At 69.6% G+C, this 15940-nt stretch carries 14 protein-coding genes and 1 riboswitch; of the genes, 8 read left to right on the plus strand and 6 right to left on the minus strand.

Annotation, left to right across the window (positions count from 1 at the left end; translation table 11 throughout):
• Positions 1–41: 41 nt before the first annotated feature.
• The 3 genes from ACFVFH_RS08555 to ACFVFH_RS08565 all read left to right on the plus strand — a co-directional run bounded on the left by ACFVFH_RS08555 (position 42) and on the right by ACFVFH_RS08565 (position 2722).
• Positions 42–1034, plus strand: coding sequence for a tetratricopeptide repeat protein (locus ACFVFH_RS08555; RefSeq protein WP_383765134.1), 993 nt, complete (start codon positions 42–44; stop codon positions 1032–1034).
• Positions 1035–1176: 142 nt separating this feature from the next.
• Positions 1177–1815: a peptide deformylase gene (def, locus tag ACFVFH_RS08560; protein ID WP_383765136.1), complete on the plus strand. Its 639-nt coding sequence runs from the start codon at positions 1177–1179 to the stop codon at positions 1813–1815.
• A 175-nt stretch (positions 1816–1990) separates the two neighbouring features.
• The gene (locus ACFVFH_RS08565; protein WP_383765138.1) at positions 1991–2722 is read left to right on the plus strand and encodes a D-Ala-D-Ala carboxypeptidase family metallohydrolase; all 732 of its coding nucleotides are present in this window, start codon (positions 1991–1993) and stop codon (positions 2720–2722) included.
• A gap of 72 nt (positions 2723–2794) precedes the next feature.
• Here the strand turns inward: ACFVFH_RS08565 and ACFVFH_RS08570 are convergent, their stop codons facing one another.
• Positions 2795–3769, minus strand: coding sequence for a GlxA family transcriptional regulator (locus tag ACFVFH_RS08570; protein WP_383765140.1), 975 nt, complete (start codon positions 3767–3769; stop codon positions 2795–2797).
• 81 nt (positions 3770–3850) lie between these two features.
• Between ACFVFH_RS08570 and ACFVFH_RS08575 the strand changes: the two genes are divergently transcribed.
• Positions 3851–4063 carry a hypothetical protein gene (locus tag ACFVFH_RS08575; RefSeq protein ID WP_383765142.1) on the plus strand — a complete coding sequence of 71 codons (213 nt, stop codon included), beginning with the start codon at positions 3851–3853 and terminating at the stop codon, positions 4061–4063.
• Here the strand turns inward: ACFVFH_RS08575 and ACFVFH_RS08580 are convergent.
• From ACFVFH_RS08580 to ACFVFH_RS08600, 5 genes are all read right to left on the minus strand, one after another.
• On the minus strand, positions 4060–5076 hold the full coding sequence (locus ACFVFH_RS08580; RefSeq protein WP_383765144.1) for a ribonucleotide-diphosphate reductase subunit beta: 1017 nt from the start codon (positions 5074–5076) through the stop codon (positions 4060–4062). The genes ACFVFH_RS08575 and ACFVFH_RS08580 overlap by 4 nt on opposite strands.
• The gene (locus ACFVFH_RS08585; protein WP_383765146.1) at positions 5076–7487 is read right to left on the minus strand and encodes a ribonucleoside-diphosphate reductase subunit alpha; all 2412 of its coding nucleotides are present in this window, start codon (positions 7485–7487) and stop codon (positions 5076–5078) included. The genes ACFVFH_RS08580 and ACFVFH_RS08585 overlap by 1 nt, the downstream gene beginning before the upstream one ends.
• 139 nt (positions 7488–7626) lie before the next feature.
• Positions 7627–7768: riboswitch (cobalamin riboswitch) on the minus strand.
• A 165-nt stretch (positions 7769–7933) separates the two neighbouring features.
• Positions 7934–9568, minus strand: a complete 1635-nt coding sequence (gene mctP, locus ACFVFH_RS08590) for a monocarboxylate uptake permease MctP (protein WP_383765147.1) — start codon at positions 9566–9568, stop codon at positions 7934–7936.
• The gene (locus tag ACFVFH_RS08595; RefSeq protein ID WP_383765148.1) at positions 9565–9819 is read right to left on the minus strand and encodes a DUF3311 domain-containing protein; all 255 of its coding nucleotides are present in this window, start codon (positions 9817–9819) and stop codon (positions 9565–9567) included. The genes mctP and ACFVFH_RS08595 overlap by 4 nt, the downstream gene beginning before the upstream one ends.
• Positions 9820–10086: 267 nt before the next feature.
• Positions 10087–10851 carry a GntR family transcriptional regulator gene (locus tag ACFVFH_RS08600; protein ID WP_383765149.1) on the minus strand — a complete coding sequence of 255 codons (765 nt, stop codon included), beginning with the start codon at positions 10849–10851 and terminating at the stop codon, positions 10087–10089.
• Positions 10852–11130: 279 nt separating this feature from the next.
• Here ACFVFH_RS08600 and ACFVFH_RS08605 point away from each other — a divergent pair, with 279 nt between their 5' ends.
• The 4 genes from ACFVFH_RS08605 to ACFVFH_RS08620 all read left to right on the plus strand — a co-directional run bounded on the left by ACFVFH_RS08605 (position 11131) and on the right by ACFVFH_RS08620 (position 15878).
• Positions 11131–12414 (plus strand): extracellular solute-binding protein, encoded by a 1284-nt coding sequence (locus ACFVFH_RS08605; protein WP_383765151.1) that lies wholly within the window; start codon positions 11131–11133, stop codon positions 12412–12414.
• Positions 12415–12513: 99 nt separating this feature from the next.
• Positions 12514–13506 (plus strand): carbohydrate ABC transporter permease, encoded by a 993-nt coding sequence (locus ACFVFH_RS08610; protein ID WP_383765153.1) that lies wholly within the window; start codon positions 12514–12516, stop codon positions 13504–13506.
• On the plus strand, positions 13503–14333 hold the full coding sequence (locus tag ACFVFH_RS08615; RefSeq protein WP_344508893.1) for a carbohydrate ABC transporter permease: 831 nt from the start codon (positions 13503–13505) through the stop codon (positions 14331–14333). Before ACFVFH_RS08610 ends, ACFVFH_RS08615 begins: the two co-directional genes overlap by 4 nt.
• Before the next feature lie 3 nt (positions 14334–14336).
• Positions 14337–15878, plus strand: coding sequence for a glycoside hydrolase family 3 protein (locus ACFVFH_RS08620; RefSeq protein ID WP_383765155.1), 1542 nt, complete (start codon positions 14337–14339; stop codon positions 15876–15878).
• Positions 15879–15940: the final 62 nt, after the last annotated feature.

Here is a 15940-nt window from a genome sequence, read left to right on the forward strand (position 1 = left end):
GAGCGGAAAACGAGGGTGTCCAGTCGGGACGGGCGGGAATCGTGAGGATCTTCGGGAAGGTACGGCATCGGCCTTCCGCCTCTTGGCGGCAGGCCACCGACCGCGCGTTCACGCTGATCGGCGACGGCCGGTACGAGGACGCGGGCGCACTGCTGACACGTGCGGCGGACCTGGAACCCTGGCTCTCCGAGTCATGGTTCAACCTGGCGCTGCTGCACAAGTTCCGGCATGACTGGGAACAGGCGAGAGCCGCCGGCCTGCGGGCCGTCGCGCTGCTCGACAAGGAATCGGGCGCTCCCGACTGGTGGAACGTCGGGATCGCCGCCACGGCGCTCCAGGACTGGCCGCTGGCCCGCCGGGCCTGGCAGGCGTACGGCCTGAAGGTGCCGGGCGCCGGCCAGCACACCTCGGCGGCCAACAGCGAGCCGGTCGGCATGGAGCTGGGCAGCGCCGCGGTACGGCTGTCGCCGGAGGGCGAGGCCGAGGTGGTCTGGGGCCGCAGGCTCGATCCGGCCCGGATGGAGGTGCTCTCCATCCCGCTGCCGTCGTCCGGCCGCCGCTGGGGCGAGGTCGTCCTGCACGACGGGGTGCCGCACGGCGAGCGGGTCACCGCGGCCGGGCCCTCGTACCCCGTCTTCGACGAGATCGAGCTGTGGGCGCCGTCCCCCGTGCCGACCTGGGTGGTGCTGCTGGAAGCGGCCACCGAGGAGGACCGGGACGCGCTGGAGCAGCTGGCGTCCGACGCCGGGTTCGCCGCCGAGGACTGGTCGTCCTCCGTGCGGCTGCTCTGCCGGGCCTGCTCGGAGAGCCGGATGGAGAGCGACGAGGGCGACGGCGAGCATCTCGACCCGCACGACCACAGCGAGCCGGGGCATCCGGGCCCGCTGGGCCATCGCACCGCCGGTGAGTTGTGGCTGCCCGAGCGGGAGTGCGGGATAGCGGCCCCGGCCGGACTGGTGCGCGGTCTGCTGGACGGCTGGGTGGCGGACAGCCCGGACAGCCGCGAGTGGCGGGATCTCGAAGAAGTCTGCTGACCGGTGCCCGTAGGCTGTACGGGCACCGGTCGCGGCGCCCGGATGTCCGGGCCGTGGAAGAGTCGGACGGCCGGGTTTCGGGTAGGGCCGGGCTTCGGGTACAAGGCCCGGTTTCAGGTTTTGAGGAAGGCGTACGGCGGACATGGCGCAGCAGGAGACGGACGAGCAGATCAGCGTCGACGACGAGGGTTTCGTCGTGGACACCGAGGACTGTGAGGCGCGCGAGGCGGCACACCGCGAGCGCGGCACCTCGCGTCCGATCACGGTGGTGGGCAACCCGGTGCTCCACAAGGAGTGCAAGGACGTCACCGAGTTCGACGACGAGCTGGCCCGGCTGATCGACGACATGTTCGCGAGCCAGCGGACGGCGGAGGGCGTCGGCCTGGCCGCCAACCAGATCGGTGTCGACCTCAAGGTCTTCGTCTACGACTGCCCGGACGACGAGGGCGTGCGGCACGTGGGCGCCGTCTGCAACCCGGTGCTCGAAGAGCTGGCGCCCGAGGACCGGGTCCTGGACGACTCCAACGAGGGCTGCCTCTCCGTCCCGACGGCGTACGCCTCGCTGGCCCGCCCCGACTACGCGGTGGTCCGCGGTCAGGACGCCCTGGGCAACCCGATCAAGGTCCGGGGCGACGGCTACTTCGCCCGCTGCCTCCAGCACGAGACCGACCACCTGTACGGCTATCTGTACATCGACCGGCTCTCGAAGCGGGACCGCAAGGACGCGCTGCGGCAGATGGCGGAGAACACCCCGCGCTACGAGACCGTGCCGAACGACTGAGCGCACCCCGACCGTCACCGCCGGGCCCGCCCCCTCGCCGTCTCGCGAGGGGCGGGCCCGGCGGCTTCTGTGCCGGGGATCCCGTCAACTCCCCTCGGCTCCCGCGTAGTTGACGCGCGTCGACTCGTCCGACAAGCTCTCTGACCACACTGTCGTCACAACGGGGAGCCCTCATATGCTCAGACGTGCCGCACGACTCCTGCTCGGACTTGTCATGACCATGGCTTTCGCCTTGGGTGGTGCCATGGTGACCGCCGGCACCGCACAGGCCGACGGCTGCTACACCTGGACCCGCACGCTGTCCCCCGGCGCCACCGGCAACGACGTCGTCCAGCTCCAGATCCGGGTGGCCGGATACCCCGGCTACAACTCCGTACTCGCCGTCGACGGCTCCTACGGACCGGCCACCACCGCCGCCGTCAAGCGCTTCCAGGCCGCCTACGGCCTCGCCGCCGACGGCATCGCGGGCCCGGCCACCCAGGCCAAGATCTACGCGCTCCAGGACAACGACTGCACCCCGGCCCACTTCACCTATGCCGAGCTCAACCACTGCAACAGCACCTGGGCCGGCGGGGCCGTCGCCGCGGGAACGGCCAAGGCCAACGCGCTGAGCACCATGTGGAAGCTGGAGGCGCTGCGCCACGCGCTCGGTGACCGCCCCATCACCGTCAACAGCGGCTTCCGCTCCACGTCCTGCAACAGCGCGGTCGGCGGGGCGTCGAACAGCCGCCATCTGTACGGGGACGCGGCGGACCTGGGCGGGATCGCCTTCTGCACCCTGGCCAAGGAGGCCCGCAACCACGGCTTCAACGGCATCCTCGGTCCGGGCTACCCGGACCACAACGACCACGTCCATGTGAACCAGGGCCCCAGCCACTTCTGGTCCGCCCCCAACTGCGGCATCTGACACGGCAGGCGGGGCCCGCCGGAGCAGGCGGGCCCCGCCCCCGCCTCCCGCACAGGACGGCCGGCGGCCCCGTCAGGCCACGTCGACCATCGCGCCCGGTCCGCGGAAGGTGCGGCGGTACGCGTTCGGCGTGGTGCCCAGGGAGCGGACGAACTGGTGGCGCAGCGCGGCGGCGGTCCCGAAACCGGTGCGCCCGGCGATCGTCTCCACCGTGTCGTCCGAGGTCTCCAGCAGATGCTGGGCCAGGAGCACCCGCTGGCGCAGCAGCCAGCGGTACGGAGTGGTCCCGGTCTCCTGCTGGAAGCGGCGGGCGAAGGTGCGCGGCGACATGTGGGCCTGCGCGGCGAGCTGCTCGACGGTCATCTCCCGGTCCAGGTGGCGCTCCATCCAGACGAGCGTCTCGCCGACGGTGTCGCAGGGCGTCCGGGGGAGCGGCCGCTCGATGTACTGCGCCTGGCCGCCGTCCCGGTGCGGCGGCACCACCATGCGGCGGGCGATCGCGTTGGCGGCGTCGGGTCCGTACGCCTGCCGGACCAGGTGCAGGCAGGCGTCGATCCCGGCGGCCGTGCCCGCCGAGGTGATGACCTGGCCCTCGTCCACGTACAGCACATCGGGTTCCACGACGGCCCGCGGATAGCGGCGGGCCAGCTCCGCGGCATGGCGCCAGTGCGTGGTGCAGCGGCGCCCGTCGAGCAGCCCGGCCGCGCCGAGCACGTACGCGCCGGAGCAGACGCTCAGCACCCGCGCGCCCCGGTCCACCGCCCGGCGCAGGGCGCCGAGCACCTCCTCGGGGTACTCCCGGTCCATGAAGTGGCTGCCGGCCGGCACGGCGATGAGGTCGGCCTCCTCCAGGCGGTCGAGGCCGTGCGGGGTGCTGATGGTGAACCCCGCGTGGGTCCGCAGCACCGGGCCCTCGGCGGAGACCACGGCGAAGTCATGGACCGGGAGTCCCTCGTCGCTGCGGTCGAGCCCGAATACCTCGCACAGCACACCGAGTTCGAAGGGGTGGACCTCGTCGAGCAGCAGGGCGGCGACATTCTTCAGCATGGAGCCAGTGTGGCAGTAATTCGATGGTCCATGACAGTCCTGCCACTGCCGCGATCGCTCCGCGCGGACGAGAGTGGAGCCATGAACACATTCCAGAACGTCCTGGGCATCACCGTGCTGATCGCCCTCTTCCTGCTGCCCACCCTCGTCGGATTCGCCCGCGAGCGCCGCATCGACCGCGAGCTGCGTGCCGCGGAACGCGCCCGGAGCGACGAACCCCCACGAACGGCGGACGCCGCGCAGCCGGTCACGGCTGCGCGGCGCCCCTACCTCAGAAGCTGGGCCAGGATCTAGAAGTCGTCGTCGAAGGCGACCGAGCCCTCCACCGCCACCTGGTAGGCGGACGGCCGGCGCTCGAAGAAGTTCGTCAGCTCCTGCACGCCCTGGAGCTCCATGAAGGAGAACGGGTTCTCGGAGCCGTAGACCGCCGGGAAGCCCAGCCGGGTCAGCCGCTGGTCGGCGACGCACTCCAGGTACTGCCGCATCGACTCGGTGTTCATGCCGGGCAGGCCGTCACCGCACAGATCGCGGCCGAACTGCAGCTCCGCGGCCACGGCCTCCTTCAGCATGTCGGTGACCTGCTGCTGGAGCTCGTCGTCGAAGAGGTCCGGCTCCTCCTTGCGGACGGTGTCCACGACCTCGAACGCGAAGTTCATGTGCATCGTCTCGTCACGGAAGACCCAGTTGGTGCCCGTGGCGAGACCGTGCAGCAGACCCCGCGAGCGGAACCAGTAGACGTAGGCGAAGGCGCCGTAGAAGAACAGCCCCTCGATGCACGCCGCGAAGCAGATCAGGTTCAGCAGGAAGCGGCGGCGGTCGGCCTTCGTCTCCAGCCGGTCGATCTTCTCGACCGAGTCCATCCACTTGAAGCAGAACTGCGCCTTCTCACGGATCGAGGGGATCTCCTCGACCGCGTCGAACGCGGCGGCCCGGTCGTCCGGGTCGGGCAGATAGGTGTCCAGCAGCGTCAGATAGAACTGGACGTGCACGGCCTCCTCGAAGAGCTGCCGCGACAGGTACAGCCGCGCCTCCGGGGAGTTGATGTGCTTGTACAGCGTCAGCACGAGGTTGTTGGAGACGATCGAGTCGCCCGTCGCGAAGAACGCGACCAGCCGGCCGATCATGTGCTGCTCACCGGGGGACAGCTTGGCGAGGTCGGCGACGTCGGAGTGCAGGTCGACCTCCTCCACCGTCCAGGTGTTCTTGATCGCGTCGCGGTAGCGCTCGTAGAAGTCCGGGTAGCGCATCGGCCGCAGCGTCAGTTCGAACCCCGGGTCGAGCAGGTTCTTGTTCTCGGATGTGCTCATTACTGGCAGGCCTCGCAGGACTCGGGGTTTTCGAGGGAGCAGGCGATCGCGTCCGCGTCGGGCGCCGACGCCTGCTGTACGGGAATGGGGGCGGCGGCCGCGGCCTGGCCGGAGGCGGCACGGGCGATCCGGGTCGCCGGGCGCGAGCGCAGGTAGTACGTCGTCTTCAGCCCCTGCTTCCAGGCGTACGCGTACATCGAGGAGAGCTTGCCGATCGTCGGCGTCTCCAGGAACAGGTTCAGCGACTGGCTCTGGTCCAGGAACGGCGTACGGGCCGCCGCCATGTCGATCAGGCCGCGCTGCGGGATCTCCCACGCCGTGCGGTACAGCGCCCGCACGTCCTCCGGGATCCAGGCGAAGCCCTGCACCGAGCCGCTCGCCTCGCGCAGCGCCTCACGGGTCCGCGCGTCCCAGACGCCGAGCTTCTTCAGCTCGTCCACCAGATACGCGTTGACCTGGAGGAACTCACCGCTGAGCGTCTCGCGCTTGAAGAGGTTGGAGACCTGCGGCTCGATGCACTCGTAGACCCCCGCGATCGAGGCGATCGTCGCCGTCGGCGCGATGGCGAGCAGCAGCGAGTTGCGCATCCCGCTCTTCGCGACCCGGGCGCGCAGGGCGTCCCAGCGCTCCGGCCAGTTCAGCTCGGTGCTGTAGTGGTCCGGGTGCAGCACTCCGCGCGCGGCGCGGGTCTGCTCCCAGGCGGGCAGCGGACCCGACCGCTCGGCGAGCTCGCAGGACGCCTCGTAGGCCGCGAGCATGATCCGTTCGGAGATCTTCGTGGAGAGCGCGCGGGCCGCGGGGGAGTCGAACGGCAGCCGCAGCTGGAAGAAGACGTCCTGGAGGCCCATGGCGCCCAGGCCCACCGGGCGCCACTTCGCGTTGGAGCGGCCGGCCTGCTCGGTCGGGTAGAAGTTGATGTCGACGACCCGGTCCAGGAAGGTCACGGCGGTGCGGACGGTGGCGTCCAGCCGCTCCCAGTCGATGTCGCCGCCGGACACGAACGCGCCGAGGTTGACCGACCCCAGGTTGCAGACGGCCGTCTCCCCGTCGTCGGTGACTTCGAGGATCTCGGTGCACAGGTTCGACGAGTGGACCACGCTGCCCGGCTCGGCGGTCTGGTTGGCGGTCCGGTTGGAGGCGTCCTTGAACGTCATCCAGCCCTGGCCGGTCTGCGCGAGGGTGCGCATCATCCGGCCGTACAGCTCGCGGGCCGGGAGCGACTTGCGGGCCAGGCCCTTCGCCTCGGCGGCCCGGTACGCGGCGTCGAACTCGTCGCCCCACAGGTCGACCAGGCCGGGCACGTCGGCGGGCGAGAACAGCGACCAGTCGCCGTCCGCGTCGACCCGGCGCATGAACTCGTCCGGGATCCAGTGCGCCAGGTTGAGGTTGTGCGTACGCCGCTGGTCCTCGCCCGTGTTGTCGCGCAGCTCCAGGAACTCCTCGATGTCCGCGTGCCAGGTCTCCAGGTAGACGGCGGCGGCGCCCTTGCGGCGGCCCCCCTGGTTGACCGCGGCGACCGAGGCGTCGAGCGTCTTGAGGAACGGCACGATGCCGTTGGAGTGCCCGTTGGTGCCGCGGATCAGCGAACCGCGGGAGCGGATGCGGGAGTACGACAGACCGATGCCGCCCGCGTGCTTCGAGAGCCGCGCCACCTGGTGGTAGCGGTCGTAGATCGAGTCGAGCTCGTCCAGCGGGGAGTCCAGCAGGTAGCAGGAGGACATCTGCGGGTGCCGGGTGCCGGAGTTGAAGAGCGTGGGGGAGGAGGGCAGGTAGTCGAGTCGGCTCATCAGCCCGTACAGCGCCGCCACCTCGTCCACCGCGCGCTGCGAGTCGTCCTCGGCGAGCCCGGCCGCGACGCGCAGCATGAAGTGCTGGGGCGTCTCGATGACCTGACGGGTGTGCGGGTGGCGCAGCAGATAGCGGCTGTGCAGCGTCCGCAGCCCGAAGTAGCCGAAGCGGTCGTCCGCGCCGTCGGCGAGCGCACGCTCCACCAGCGCGTCCAGCGCGGCCGCGTGCCGGGCCACGAACTCGGCGGTACGGTCCGCGATCAGGCCCTCGCGGTGCCCCACGGCGACCGAGGCGGAGAAGGAGACCGCGCCCTGGCCGGCCGCCTCGTCCGCGATGGCGAGGGTCAGGAGCCGGGCGGCGAGCCGGGAGTAGGCCGGGTCCTCGGAGATCAGACCCGCGGCGGCCTCGGTGGCCAGCGCGCGCAGCTCGGCCTCGTCCGCCCGCGCGCTGCGGCCGCGCAGCGCGGCGGCGGCGACCCGGCCGGGGTCGGTGTCGGGCAGATCGGCGGTGAGGGCGGTCAGGGTGCGCAGCAGCGCGGTCCCCGGTCCGTCCTGTACGGCTGCCTCGGACTCGGCTGCTGCGGACTCGGCGACTGAAGCCGGATCGGCTGGCGCGATGGTCACGTGGTGCTCTCCCTCGCTCGGCTCGGGGCCGGCGGGGGATCGTGGCAGCCGGGCGGACACGCACCCGGGGCAGGGCAGCACTCCGCACGGCGTCCACCGGCCCAACCGCGAGGCCCGGACGTCTGGCATCCGGTTCGGTCGAGCCGGATGCGCTGCCGGCAGGTCGTCGGACTGACTCGGGGGTGCACAAAAGCGCACTGAATACACCGTTGCGGGACAGTTCCGGATTCTCACCGGATTCCCCTGCGGCGACAGCGAGGACGAGCATACATGTGGGGGCTGCCTGATGAGGCAGCCCCCACATGTTGTGTCGCGCCCGTCGGAGCGGGCCCACAGAATGAGCCGTACGGCCCTTTCCGGGGCCGTGGGGCCGGATCACGCCGACGGCCCGCCGCGCCCCGCTGGAGGAGGCTCGACGGGCCGTCGACGGGCCGTTGGCGCGGGCCTCAGTGGCCGCCCGGCGCCCCTGCCGTGGCCGGCGGGAGCTCCGCGCTGACACCCGGGTCGCCCGCGTCGGCCGTGTAGTCGGCCGGGGAGGTCTCGTCGGTCCCGGCGGGCGCCTTCACGGCGTTCAGGACGAAGGTGAGCACCACCGTCACGACCACGTTCAGCACGAACGCGGTGAGGCCGATGTAGCCGATCTCGCCGATGCCAGGGATCTCCTTGGACGATCCGCCGAAGTGCGCCTGGGTCGGGCTGGCGACCCCGTACGCGGCCACCGTCCCGTACACCATGCCGACCGCCCAGCCCGCGAGCAGCGCCCAGCGGTGGAACCAGCGGGTGAACAGGCCGCCGACCAGGGCCGGCATCGTCTGGAGGATCCAGATGCCGCCGAGCAGCTGGAAGTTGATCGCGACCGTCTTGTCCATGGTGAGGACGAAGGCCAGCGCGCCGACCTTGACCAGCAGCGACACCAGCTTGGAGACCTTGGTCTCCTGCTCCGGGGTCGCGTCCGGCCTCAGGAAGTCCTTGTAGATGTTGCGGGTGAAGAGGTTCGCCGCGGCGATCGACATGATCGCGGCGGGCACCAGCGCGCCGATGCCGATGGCGGCGAACGCGACGCCCGCGAACCAGTCCGGGAACATGTCCTCGAACAGCTGCGGGATGGCCAGCTGTCCGTTGTCCACCTTGATCCCGGCGGCGATGGCCATGAAGCCGAGCAGCGCCAGCAGGCCCAGCATCAGCGAGTACAGCGGCAGGATCGTGGTGTTGCGCCGGATCACGTTGCGGCTGCGGCTGGAGAGCGTCGCCGTGATCGAGTGCGGGTACATGAACAGCGCCAGCGCCGAGCCCAGCGCCAGGGTGGCGTATCCCCAGTGGCCCGCCTCGCCCGGCGCGAGCGCGCCGCGTGGCTGTCCGGTCGCCGGATTGGTCTTCGAGAACGCCTCGCCCGCCTTGGCGAAGATGTCGTCGAAGCCGCCGAGCTTGATCGGGATGTAGATGATCGCCACCGCGATGACCAGGTAGATCAGCCCGTCCTTGACGAACGCGATCAGCGCGGGCGCCCGAAGCCCCGACGAGTAGGTGTACGCGGCGAGCACCGCGAACGCGATCAGCAGCGGCAGGTCCTTGACGAACCAGTGGGTGTTCTCGCCGCCGCCGACGCCCATCACGTCCAGCACCGCCTGGATGCCGACGAGCTGGAGCGCGATGTACGGCATCGTGGCGAGGATGCCGGTGACGGCGACCGCCAGCGACAGTCCCTTGGAGCCGAAGCGCCCGCGGACGAAGTCCGAGGTGGTGACGTATCCGTGCTTGTGCGAGACCGACCAGAGCCGCGGCAGGAAGGTGAAGATCAGCGGGTACACCAGGATCGTGTAGGGCACGGCGAAGAAGCCCGCCGCCCCCGCCGCGTAGATCGCCGCCGGAACGGCGACGAAGGTGTACGCGGTGTACAGGTCGCCGCCGAGCAGGAACCAGGTGACCCAGGTCCCGAACGAACGACCGCCCAGGCCCCATTCGTCGAGACTGGCCTCGTTCTCGGCCTTGCGCCACCGCGCCGCCAGGAAGCCCATGACCGTGACGGCCACGAAGAAGAAGATGAAGACGCCGAGCGCGACGCCGTTCACACCGTCCTTCACGCCTGCCCACCTCCCTTGCGGGCGCGCTGGTCACGCTGCCACAGCTTGTACGCGGTCATCGTGAGCGCGGTGGAGATGAGCACCCAGAGCATCTGGTACCAGTAGAAGAACGGAATGCCGATGAAGGTGGGGTCCACCTTCGCGTACGAACTCACCCAGAGCATCGCCACGAACGGCGCGACGAGACAGAGGGCGATGACCACCCGGACCGGTGTGACGGTGGGCGGTTTTCCTTCTGGTTCTGCTGGCATGCGGCGACTCCGTCCCCTCGCTGATCACCTGGTAATGCGCAGGAAATCTAGGGGAGGGTTCCGGTCAACGTCACCCCCTGTCCGCATTGCGGTCCGACAACGGTCGCCCGGGTGGGTGCATATGCTCGAAATTGCGTCAGGCGTACGAGAGTTGGTCCGTACCAGGGCATGCGAGAGGCCCCCGTGGAATGGTGAATTCCACGGGGGCCCTCAGCGGTGGTCCGTACGGGCGCGGTGGCGGAAAATCGTCCATCGCGCCGGACGCTCTCAGTCCGTGGGCCGCTTCAGCCGCGCCACGAACTTGTACCGGTCGCCCCGGTAGACCGAGCGCACCCACTCCACCGGCTCGCCCTGTCCGTCGACCGAGTGCCGGGAGAGCATCAGCATCGGCAGGCCCACGTCCGTGCCGAGCAGCCCGGCCTCGCGCGGGGTGGCCAGTGAGGTCTCGATGGTCTCCTCGGCCTCCGCCAGCCGTACGTCGTACACCTCCGCCAGCGCGGTGTAGAGGGAGGTGTACTTCACCAGCGAACGGCGCAGCGCCGGAAAGCGTTTGGCCGAAAGATGGGTGGTCTCGATCGCCATCGGCTCGCCGCTCGCCAGCCGAAGCCGCTCGATCCGCAGCACCCGGCCGCCGGCGGTGATGTCGAGGAGTCCGGCGAGCGTGTCGTCGGCGGTCACGTAGCCGATGTCCAGCAGCTGGGACGTCGGTTCGAGGCCCTGGGCGCGCATGTCCTCGGTGTACGAGGTGAGTTGCAGGGCCTGCGAGACCTTCGGCTTGGCGACGAAGGTGCCCTTGCCCTGGATGCGCTCCAGGCGGCCCTCGACGACCAGCTCCTGGAGCGCCTGGCGCACGGTGGTGCGCGAGGTGTCGAACTCGGCGGCCAGGGTCCGCTCCGGTGGCACGGGGGTGCCCGGCGGCATGGTGTCCGTCATGTCGAGCAGATGTCGCTTCAGCCGGTAGTACTTCGGGACGCGCGCCGTACGCGTGGCCGCGCCCGTCTCGTTCTCCGTACTGCCCCCGTCGGCACCCATGGTCCGCCTTCCCGACGCTTGCGTTGCTGCCGTCACCGGCTCCTCCGTCTGTCGCGGCTCACATGGTGGCACGGTCCGGTCACGGCTCGTCGCCCTCCCTTAGGTGTCGGTCCTATAACGGACGCGAGTGCACTTCTTATACACCCTTGACACCCCAAAAGGTCTAGGCCAAGCTCCCGGTACTGGTCTAAACCATTAAAGACCAGGTCCAGCCCCAGCAGTACTCGTCGAATGTCTTCGCGGTGGGCGGGGTTGCAGTATCCCTGAGGAGGGTTTGGCGTGAAGCGCAAGCTCATCGCGGCGATCGGCGTCGCGGGCATGATGATCGGCCTCGCCGCGTGTGGGTCCGACGACGGCGGCGACAGTGGCAAGAAGGCCGGTCCGGACGCGTACAAGGGCCAGACCCTGACGGTGTGGACCATGTCCGGCTCGAACCCGGACGGGTGGACCAAGACGGTCACCGAGGAGTTCGAGAAGAAGACCAAGGCCAAGCTGAAGATCGAAGTCCAGGACTGGAACGGCATTCAGCAGAAGGTCACCACCGCCCTCTCCGAGTCCAACCCGCCGGACGTCCTGGAGATCGGCAACACCCAGACCCCGGCGTACGCCAAGACCGGCGGTCTCGCGGACCTCGGTGACCTGAAGAAGGAGATCGGCTCCGCCTGGGCCGACGGCGTCAACCAGCCCTCCATCTACGACGGCAAGCAGTACGCCCTGCCGTGGTACGTGGGCAACCGCGTCGTCATGTACAACAAGAAGGTCTTCAAGGACGCCGGTATCACCGAGACGCCGAAGACCCGCGACGACCTCTTCAAGGCGTTCAAGGCCATCGAGAAGAAGGGCGACGCCGAGCCGATCTACCTGCCCGGCCAGAACTGGTACTTCTTCGACGGCCTGCTCGTCGGCAAGGACGTCTCGCCGGTCAAGAAGGAAGGCGACAAGTACGTCTCCAACCTGGCCGACCCGAAGGTCGCCGAGGCCATGGACGTCTACAAGCAGTACCAGGCCTTCTCCAAGGCTCCCAAGGACAAGGACGAGGCCACCCCGCAGCAGGCCGAGGTCTTCGCCAAGGGCAAGACCGGCGCCATCATCGCGATGGGCTACGAGGCCGGTACCGCACTCAAGGCCAACCCGAAGCTCAAGGACGACATCGGCTTCTTCACCATCCCCGGTGAGACCGCCGACAAGCCCGAGGGCGTCTTCCTGGGCGGCTCGAACCTCGCCGTGGCCGCGGGCAGCAAGAAGCAGGACCTGGCCAAGGAATTCCTGAAGATCGCGCTCTCCGAGCAGAACGACGGCGCGCTCATCAAGGAGGCCGGCTGGTCCCCGAAGAACGACGCCATGCAGAAGTACACCGTCGGCCAGCCCGCCGCCGAGGCCGCCGGTCCGGCCGCCGCCAAGTCCGGTGGCACCACGCCGCTGATCCCGGAGTGGGCGCCGGTCGAGAACCCGCCGAACCCGATCAAGACCTACATGACCCTGGTTCTGCAGGGCAAGTCGCCCGCCGACGCCGCCAAGCAGGTCGAGGGCGAGCTCAACAAGCGCCTCAGCCAGCAGCAGTAGTCGCAGTAGCGCGTCCCGCGCCGGGGCGGCGGGTCCTGACCCGCCGCCCCGGTTGTACGCACCGTTCCGTGTAGGGCTTTGTTGGAAGAGATGGCGAGCATGGCAGTGCAGACCGATCCCTCGGATGTGGCCAAGACGGCCGCAGTCCGCAGGCAGGACGGGAAACCACCCGTCGGGCAGCACGGGGGAAAGAAGCGGAAGCCGGGGATCGGCGCGGCGCCGTACCTGTTGATGATTCCCGCACTCGCGGTGACGGCGCTCCTCCTCGGGTACCCCTTGGTGAAGAACGCCATGCTGTCGTTCCAGAACCTCAATATGGGACAGCTGATCCAGCATGTCACCGAGTGGAACGGCTTCAAGAACTACCAGGAGGTCCTCACCGGTGAGGACTTCTGGAAGGTCACACTCCGGACGATCGTGTTCACCGGCGCCAACGTCGTCCTGATCATGGTCCTCGGCACCCTGGTCGGACTGCTGCTCGCCCGCCTCGGCAAGAAGATGCGGCTGACCCTGATGGTCGGCCTGGTGCTCGCCTGGGCGATGCCGATCGTGGCCGCGTCCACCGTCTTCCAGTGGCTGTTCGCCTCGCGCTACGGCGTGGTCAACTACGTGCTGGACAAGCTCGGCTGGCACTCGATGGCCGACTTCAACTGGACCGGATCGCAGTTCTCCACCTTCTTCGTGGTCACCCTGCTGATCGTCTGGGGATCCATCCCCTTCGTGGCGATCAACCTCTACGCGGCGACCACGACGATCGCCAAGGAGCTGTACGAGGCCGCCGCGCTCGACGGCGCCGGCAACTGGAAGATCTTCACCTCGGTGACCTTCCCGTTCCTGCGGCCCTTCCTCTACGCCACGACCTTCCTCGAAGTCATCTGGGTCTTCAAGGCGTTCCCGCAGATCTTCACCATCAGTGAGGGCGGCCCCAACCGACTCACCGAGACCCTGCCGATCTACGCCTTCGTCGAGGGCGTCGGCAACCAGCACTACGGCATGGGCGCGGCGATCTCGCTGCTGACCATCCTGATCATGCTGGGGCTGACCTCCTACTACCTCCGCATCGTTCTCAAGCAAGAGGAGGACGAGCTGTGAAGCGCTCACTGTTCGGCCGCATCTGGCCCAACGCGACGGCGATCATCCTCTTCGCCGCACTGGTCTTCCCCGTCTACTGGATGTTCAGCACGGCGTTCAAGCCGACCGGCGACATCATCACCGAGACGCCGGTCTGGTTCCCGACCGACATCACCTTCGAGCACTTCAAGACGGCGTACCACGCACCGAACTTCCTGACCCTGGTCAGGAATTCGCTCACCGTCACCCTACTCGCGGTGGTCTTCTCGCTGATCATCGCGCTCTTCGCCTCGTTCGCGCTGGCCCGGATGCGGTTCAAGGGCCGCAAGGGCATGATCCTGGTCTTCATGATCGCCCAGATGGCGCCGTGGGAAGTCATGGTCATCGCGATCTACATGCTGGTCCGCGACGCGGACATGCTCAACAGCCTGGTCCCGCTGACGCTCTTCTACATGGTGATGGTGCTCCCCTTCACGATCCTCACGCTGCGCGGCTACGTTGCCGCGGTGCCCAAGGAACTGGAGGAGTCCGCCATGGTCGACGGCTGCACGCGCCCGCAGGCGTTCGTCAAGGTCATCCTGCCGCTGCTCGCCCCCGGTCTGATGGCCACCTCGCTCTTCGGCTTCATCACCGCGTGGAACGAATTCCCGCTGGTCCTGATCCTCAACAAGGACCCCGAGGCCAAGACGCTTCCGCTCTGGCTCTCCCAGTTCCAGAGCCAGTTCGGCGACGACTGGGGCGCCACCATGGCGGCGGCCTCGATCTTCGCCATCCCGATCCTCGTCCTGTTCGTCTTCCTGCAGCGCAAGGCCGTGAGCGGCCTCACCGACGGTGCCGTGAAGGGATAACCCATGACCACCTTGATATCCACCACGGACACCGTCACCCGCGACGCGCTCGCCGTCCTCCAGCCCGGATTCACCGGCACCACCGCCCCGGACTGGGTGCTGCGCCGGGTCGACGAGGGCCTCGCCTCCGTCGCGCTGTTCGGGCGCAACATCCGTACGGCCGAGCAGGTCACCGCGCTCACCGCCCAGCTCAGGGCCGGGCGCGAGGACCTTCTCGTCGCGATCGACGAGGAGGGCGGCGACGTCACCCGCCTGGAGGTGCGCACCGGCTCCTCGTTCCCGGGCAACCTCGCCCTCGGACACGTCGACGACCTCGACCTGACCCGCGCGGTCGCCCAGGAGCTCGGCCGCCGGCTCGCCGAGTGCGGCGTCAACCTCAACTGGGCGCCGTCCGCGGACGTCAACTCCAACCCGGGCAACCCGATCATCGGCGTACGGTCCTTCGGCGCCGACACCGCGCTCGTGGCCCGGCACACCGCCGCGTACATCGAGGGCCTCCAGGCCGCCGGGGTCGCCGCCTGCACCAAGCACTTCCCGGGGCACGGCGACACCGCGATCGACTCGCACCACGCGATGCCGCGCATCGACGTGGACCTGGAGACCCTGCACGCCCGTGAGCTGGTGCCCTTCCGGGCGGCCATCGCGGCGGGCTCCAAGTGCGTGATGAGCGCGCACATCCTGCTGCCCGCGCTCGACCCGGAGCGTCCCGCCACGGTGAGCCCGCAGATCCTCACCGGCCTGCTCCGCCAGGAGCTGGGCTACGACGGTCTGATCGTCACCGACGCCGTGGAGATGCAGGCCATCTCCGCGACGTACGGCATCGAGCAGGGCTCCGTCCTCGCGATCGCCGCCGGGGCCGACGCGCTCTGTGTCGGTGGCGGCCTGGAGGACGACGGCACGGTGCTCCGGCTGCGCGACGCGCTGGTCCGCGCGGTGCACAGCGGTGAACTCGCCGAGGAGCGGCTCGCGGACGCGGCCGCACGGGTGCGTGCCCTCGCGTCCTGGACGCAGGGGGCCAAGGAGGCCGGTCCGGGTCCGGGTGCGGCAGCGCAGGAGGGGACCGCGCCCGGCACCGGAATCGGCTCCGACATCGGCCTGGTCGCGGCCCGCCGGGCCGTGCGGGCGACCGGCTCCGCCGCCCCGCTGACCGAGCCCGGGTACGTCGCCGCGTTCACCTCGGCGTCGAACATCGCCGTCGGCGACGAGACCCCGTGGGGCGTCGGCGCCGAGCTGGCCCGGCTGGTGCCGGGCACCGGGACCGGGACGTACAGCAGCGAGACCGAGGCGCCCGTCGAAGCGGTGCTGGCGGCGGCGGGGGAGCGGCGCATCGTCGTCGTGGTCCGCGACGTCCACCGGCACGCCTGGATGGGCGAGGCGCTCGACGCCCTGGTGGCCCGGCGGCCCGACACCGTCGTGGTCGAGATGGGCGTTCCGCAGGCGGCCGCCCGTGGCGCCCTGCACATCGCCACCCATGGCGCGGCCCGGGTCTGCGGCCTCGCGGCGGCGGAGCTCATCGTCAGGGGCACGGACGGCCCGGCGGCCTGAGCGCCGGGCGTGATGCGGGGCCGGGGGGCCGCATCACGCCCGGCCGGGCCCGTCGACGGCGC

Origin of the sequence: Streptomyces sp. NPDC057697, from assembly GCF_042799335.1 — a bacterium.
Lineage (GTDB): Bacteria > Actinomycetota > Actinomycetes > Streptomycetales > Streptomycetaceae > Streptomyces.

Bases quoted from the DNA above. Each gene is read 5' to 3' on its own strand.
- ACFVFH_RS08575 (WP_383765142.1), top strand. From the start codon at position 3,851: ATGAACACATTCCAGAACGTCCTGGGCATCACCGTGCTGATCGCCCTC.
- ACFVFH_RS08610 (WP_383765153.1), top strand. From the start codon at position 12,514: ATGGCAGTGCAGACCGATCCCTCGGATGTGGCCAAGACGGCCGCAGTC.
- ACFVFH_RS08620 (WP_383765155.1), top strand. From the start codon at position 14,337: ATGACCACCTTGATATCCACCACGGACACCGTCACCCGCGACGCGCTC.
- def (WP_383765136.1), top strand. From the start codon at position 1,177: ATGGCGCAGCAGGAGACGGACGAGCAGATCAGCGTCGACGACGAGGGT.
- ACFVFH_RS08570 (WP_383765140.1), bottom strand. From the start codon at position 3,769: ATGCTGAAGAATGTCGCCGCCCTGCTGCTCGACGAGGTCCACCCCTTC.
- ACFVFH_RS08580 (WP_383765144.1), bottom strand. From the start codon at position 5,076: ATGAGCACATCCGAGAACAAGAACCTGCTCGACCCGGGGTTCGAACTG.
- ACFVFH_RS08595 (WP_383765148.1), bottom strand. From the start codon at position 9,819: ATGCCAGCAGAACCAGAAGGAAAACCGCCCACCGTCACACCGGTCCGG.
- ACFVFH_RS08600 (WP_383765149.1), bottom strand. From the start codon at position 10,851: ATGGGTGCCGACGGGGGCAGTACGGAGAACGAGACGGGCGCGGCCACG.
- ACFVFH_RS08565 (WP_383765138.1), top strand. From the start codon at position 1,991: ATGCTCAGACGTGCCGCACGACTCCTGCTCGGACTTGTCATGACCATG.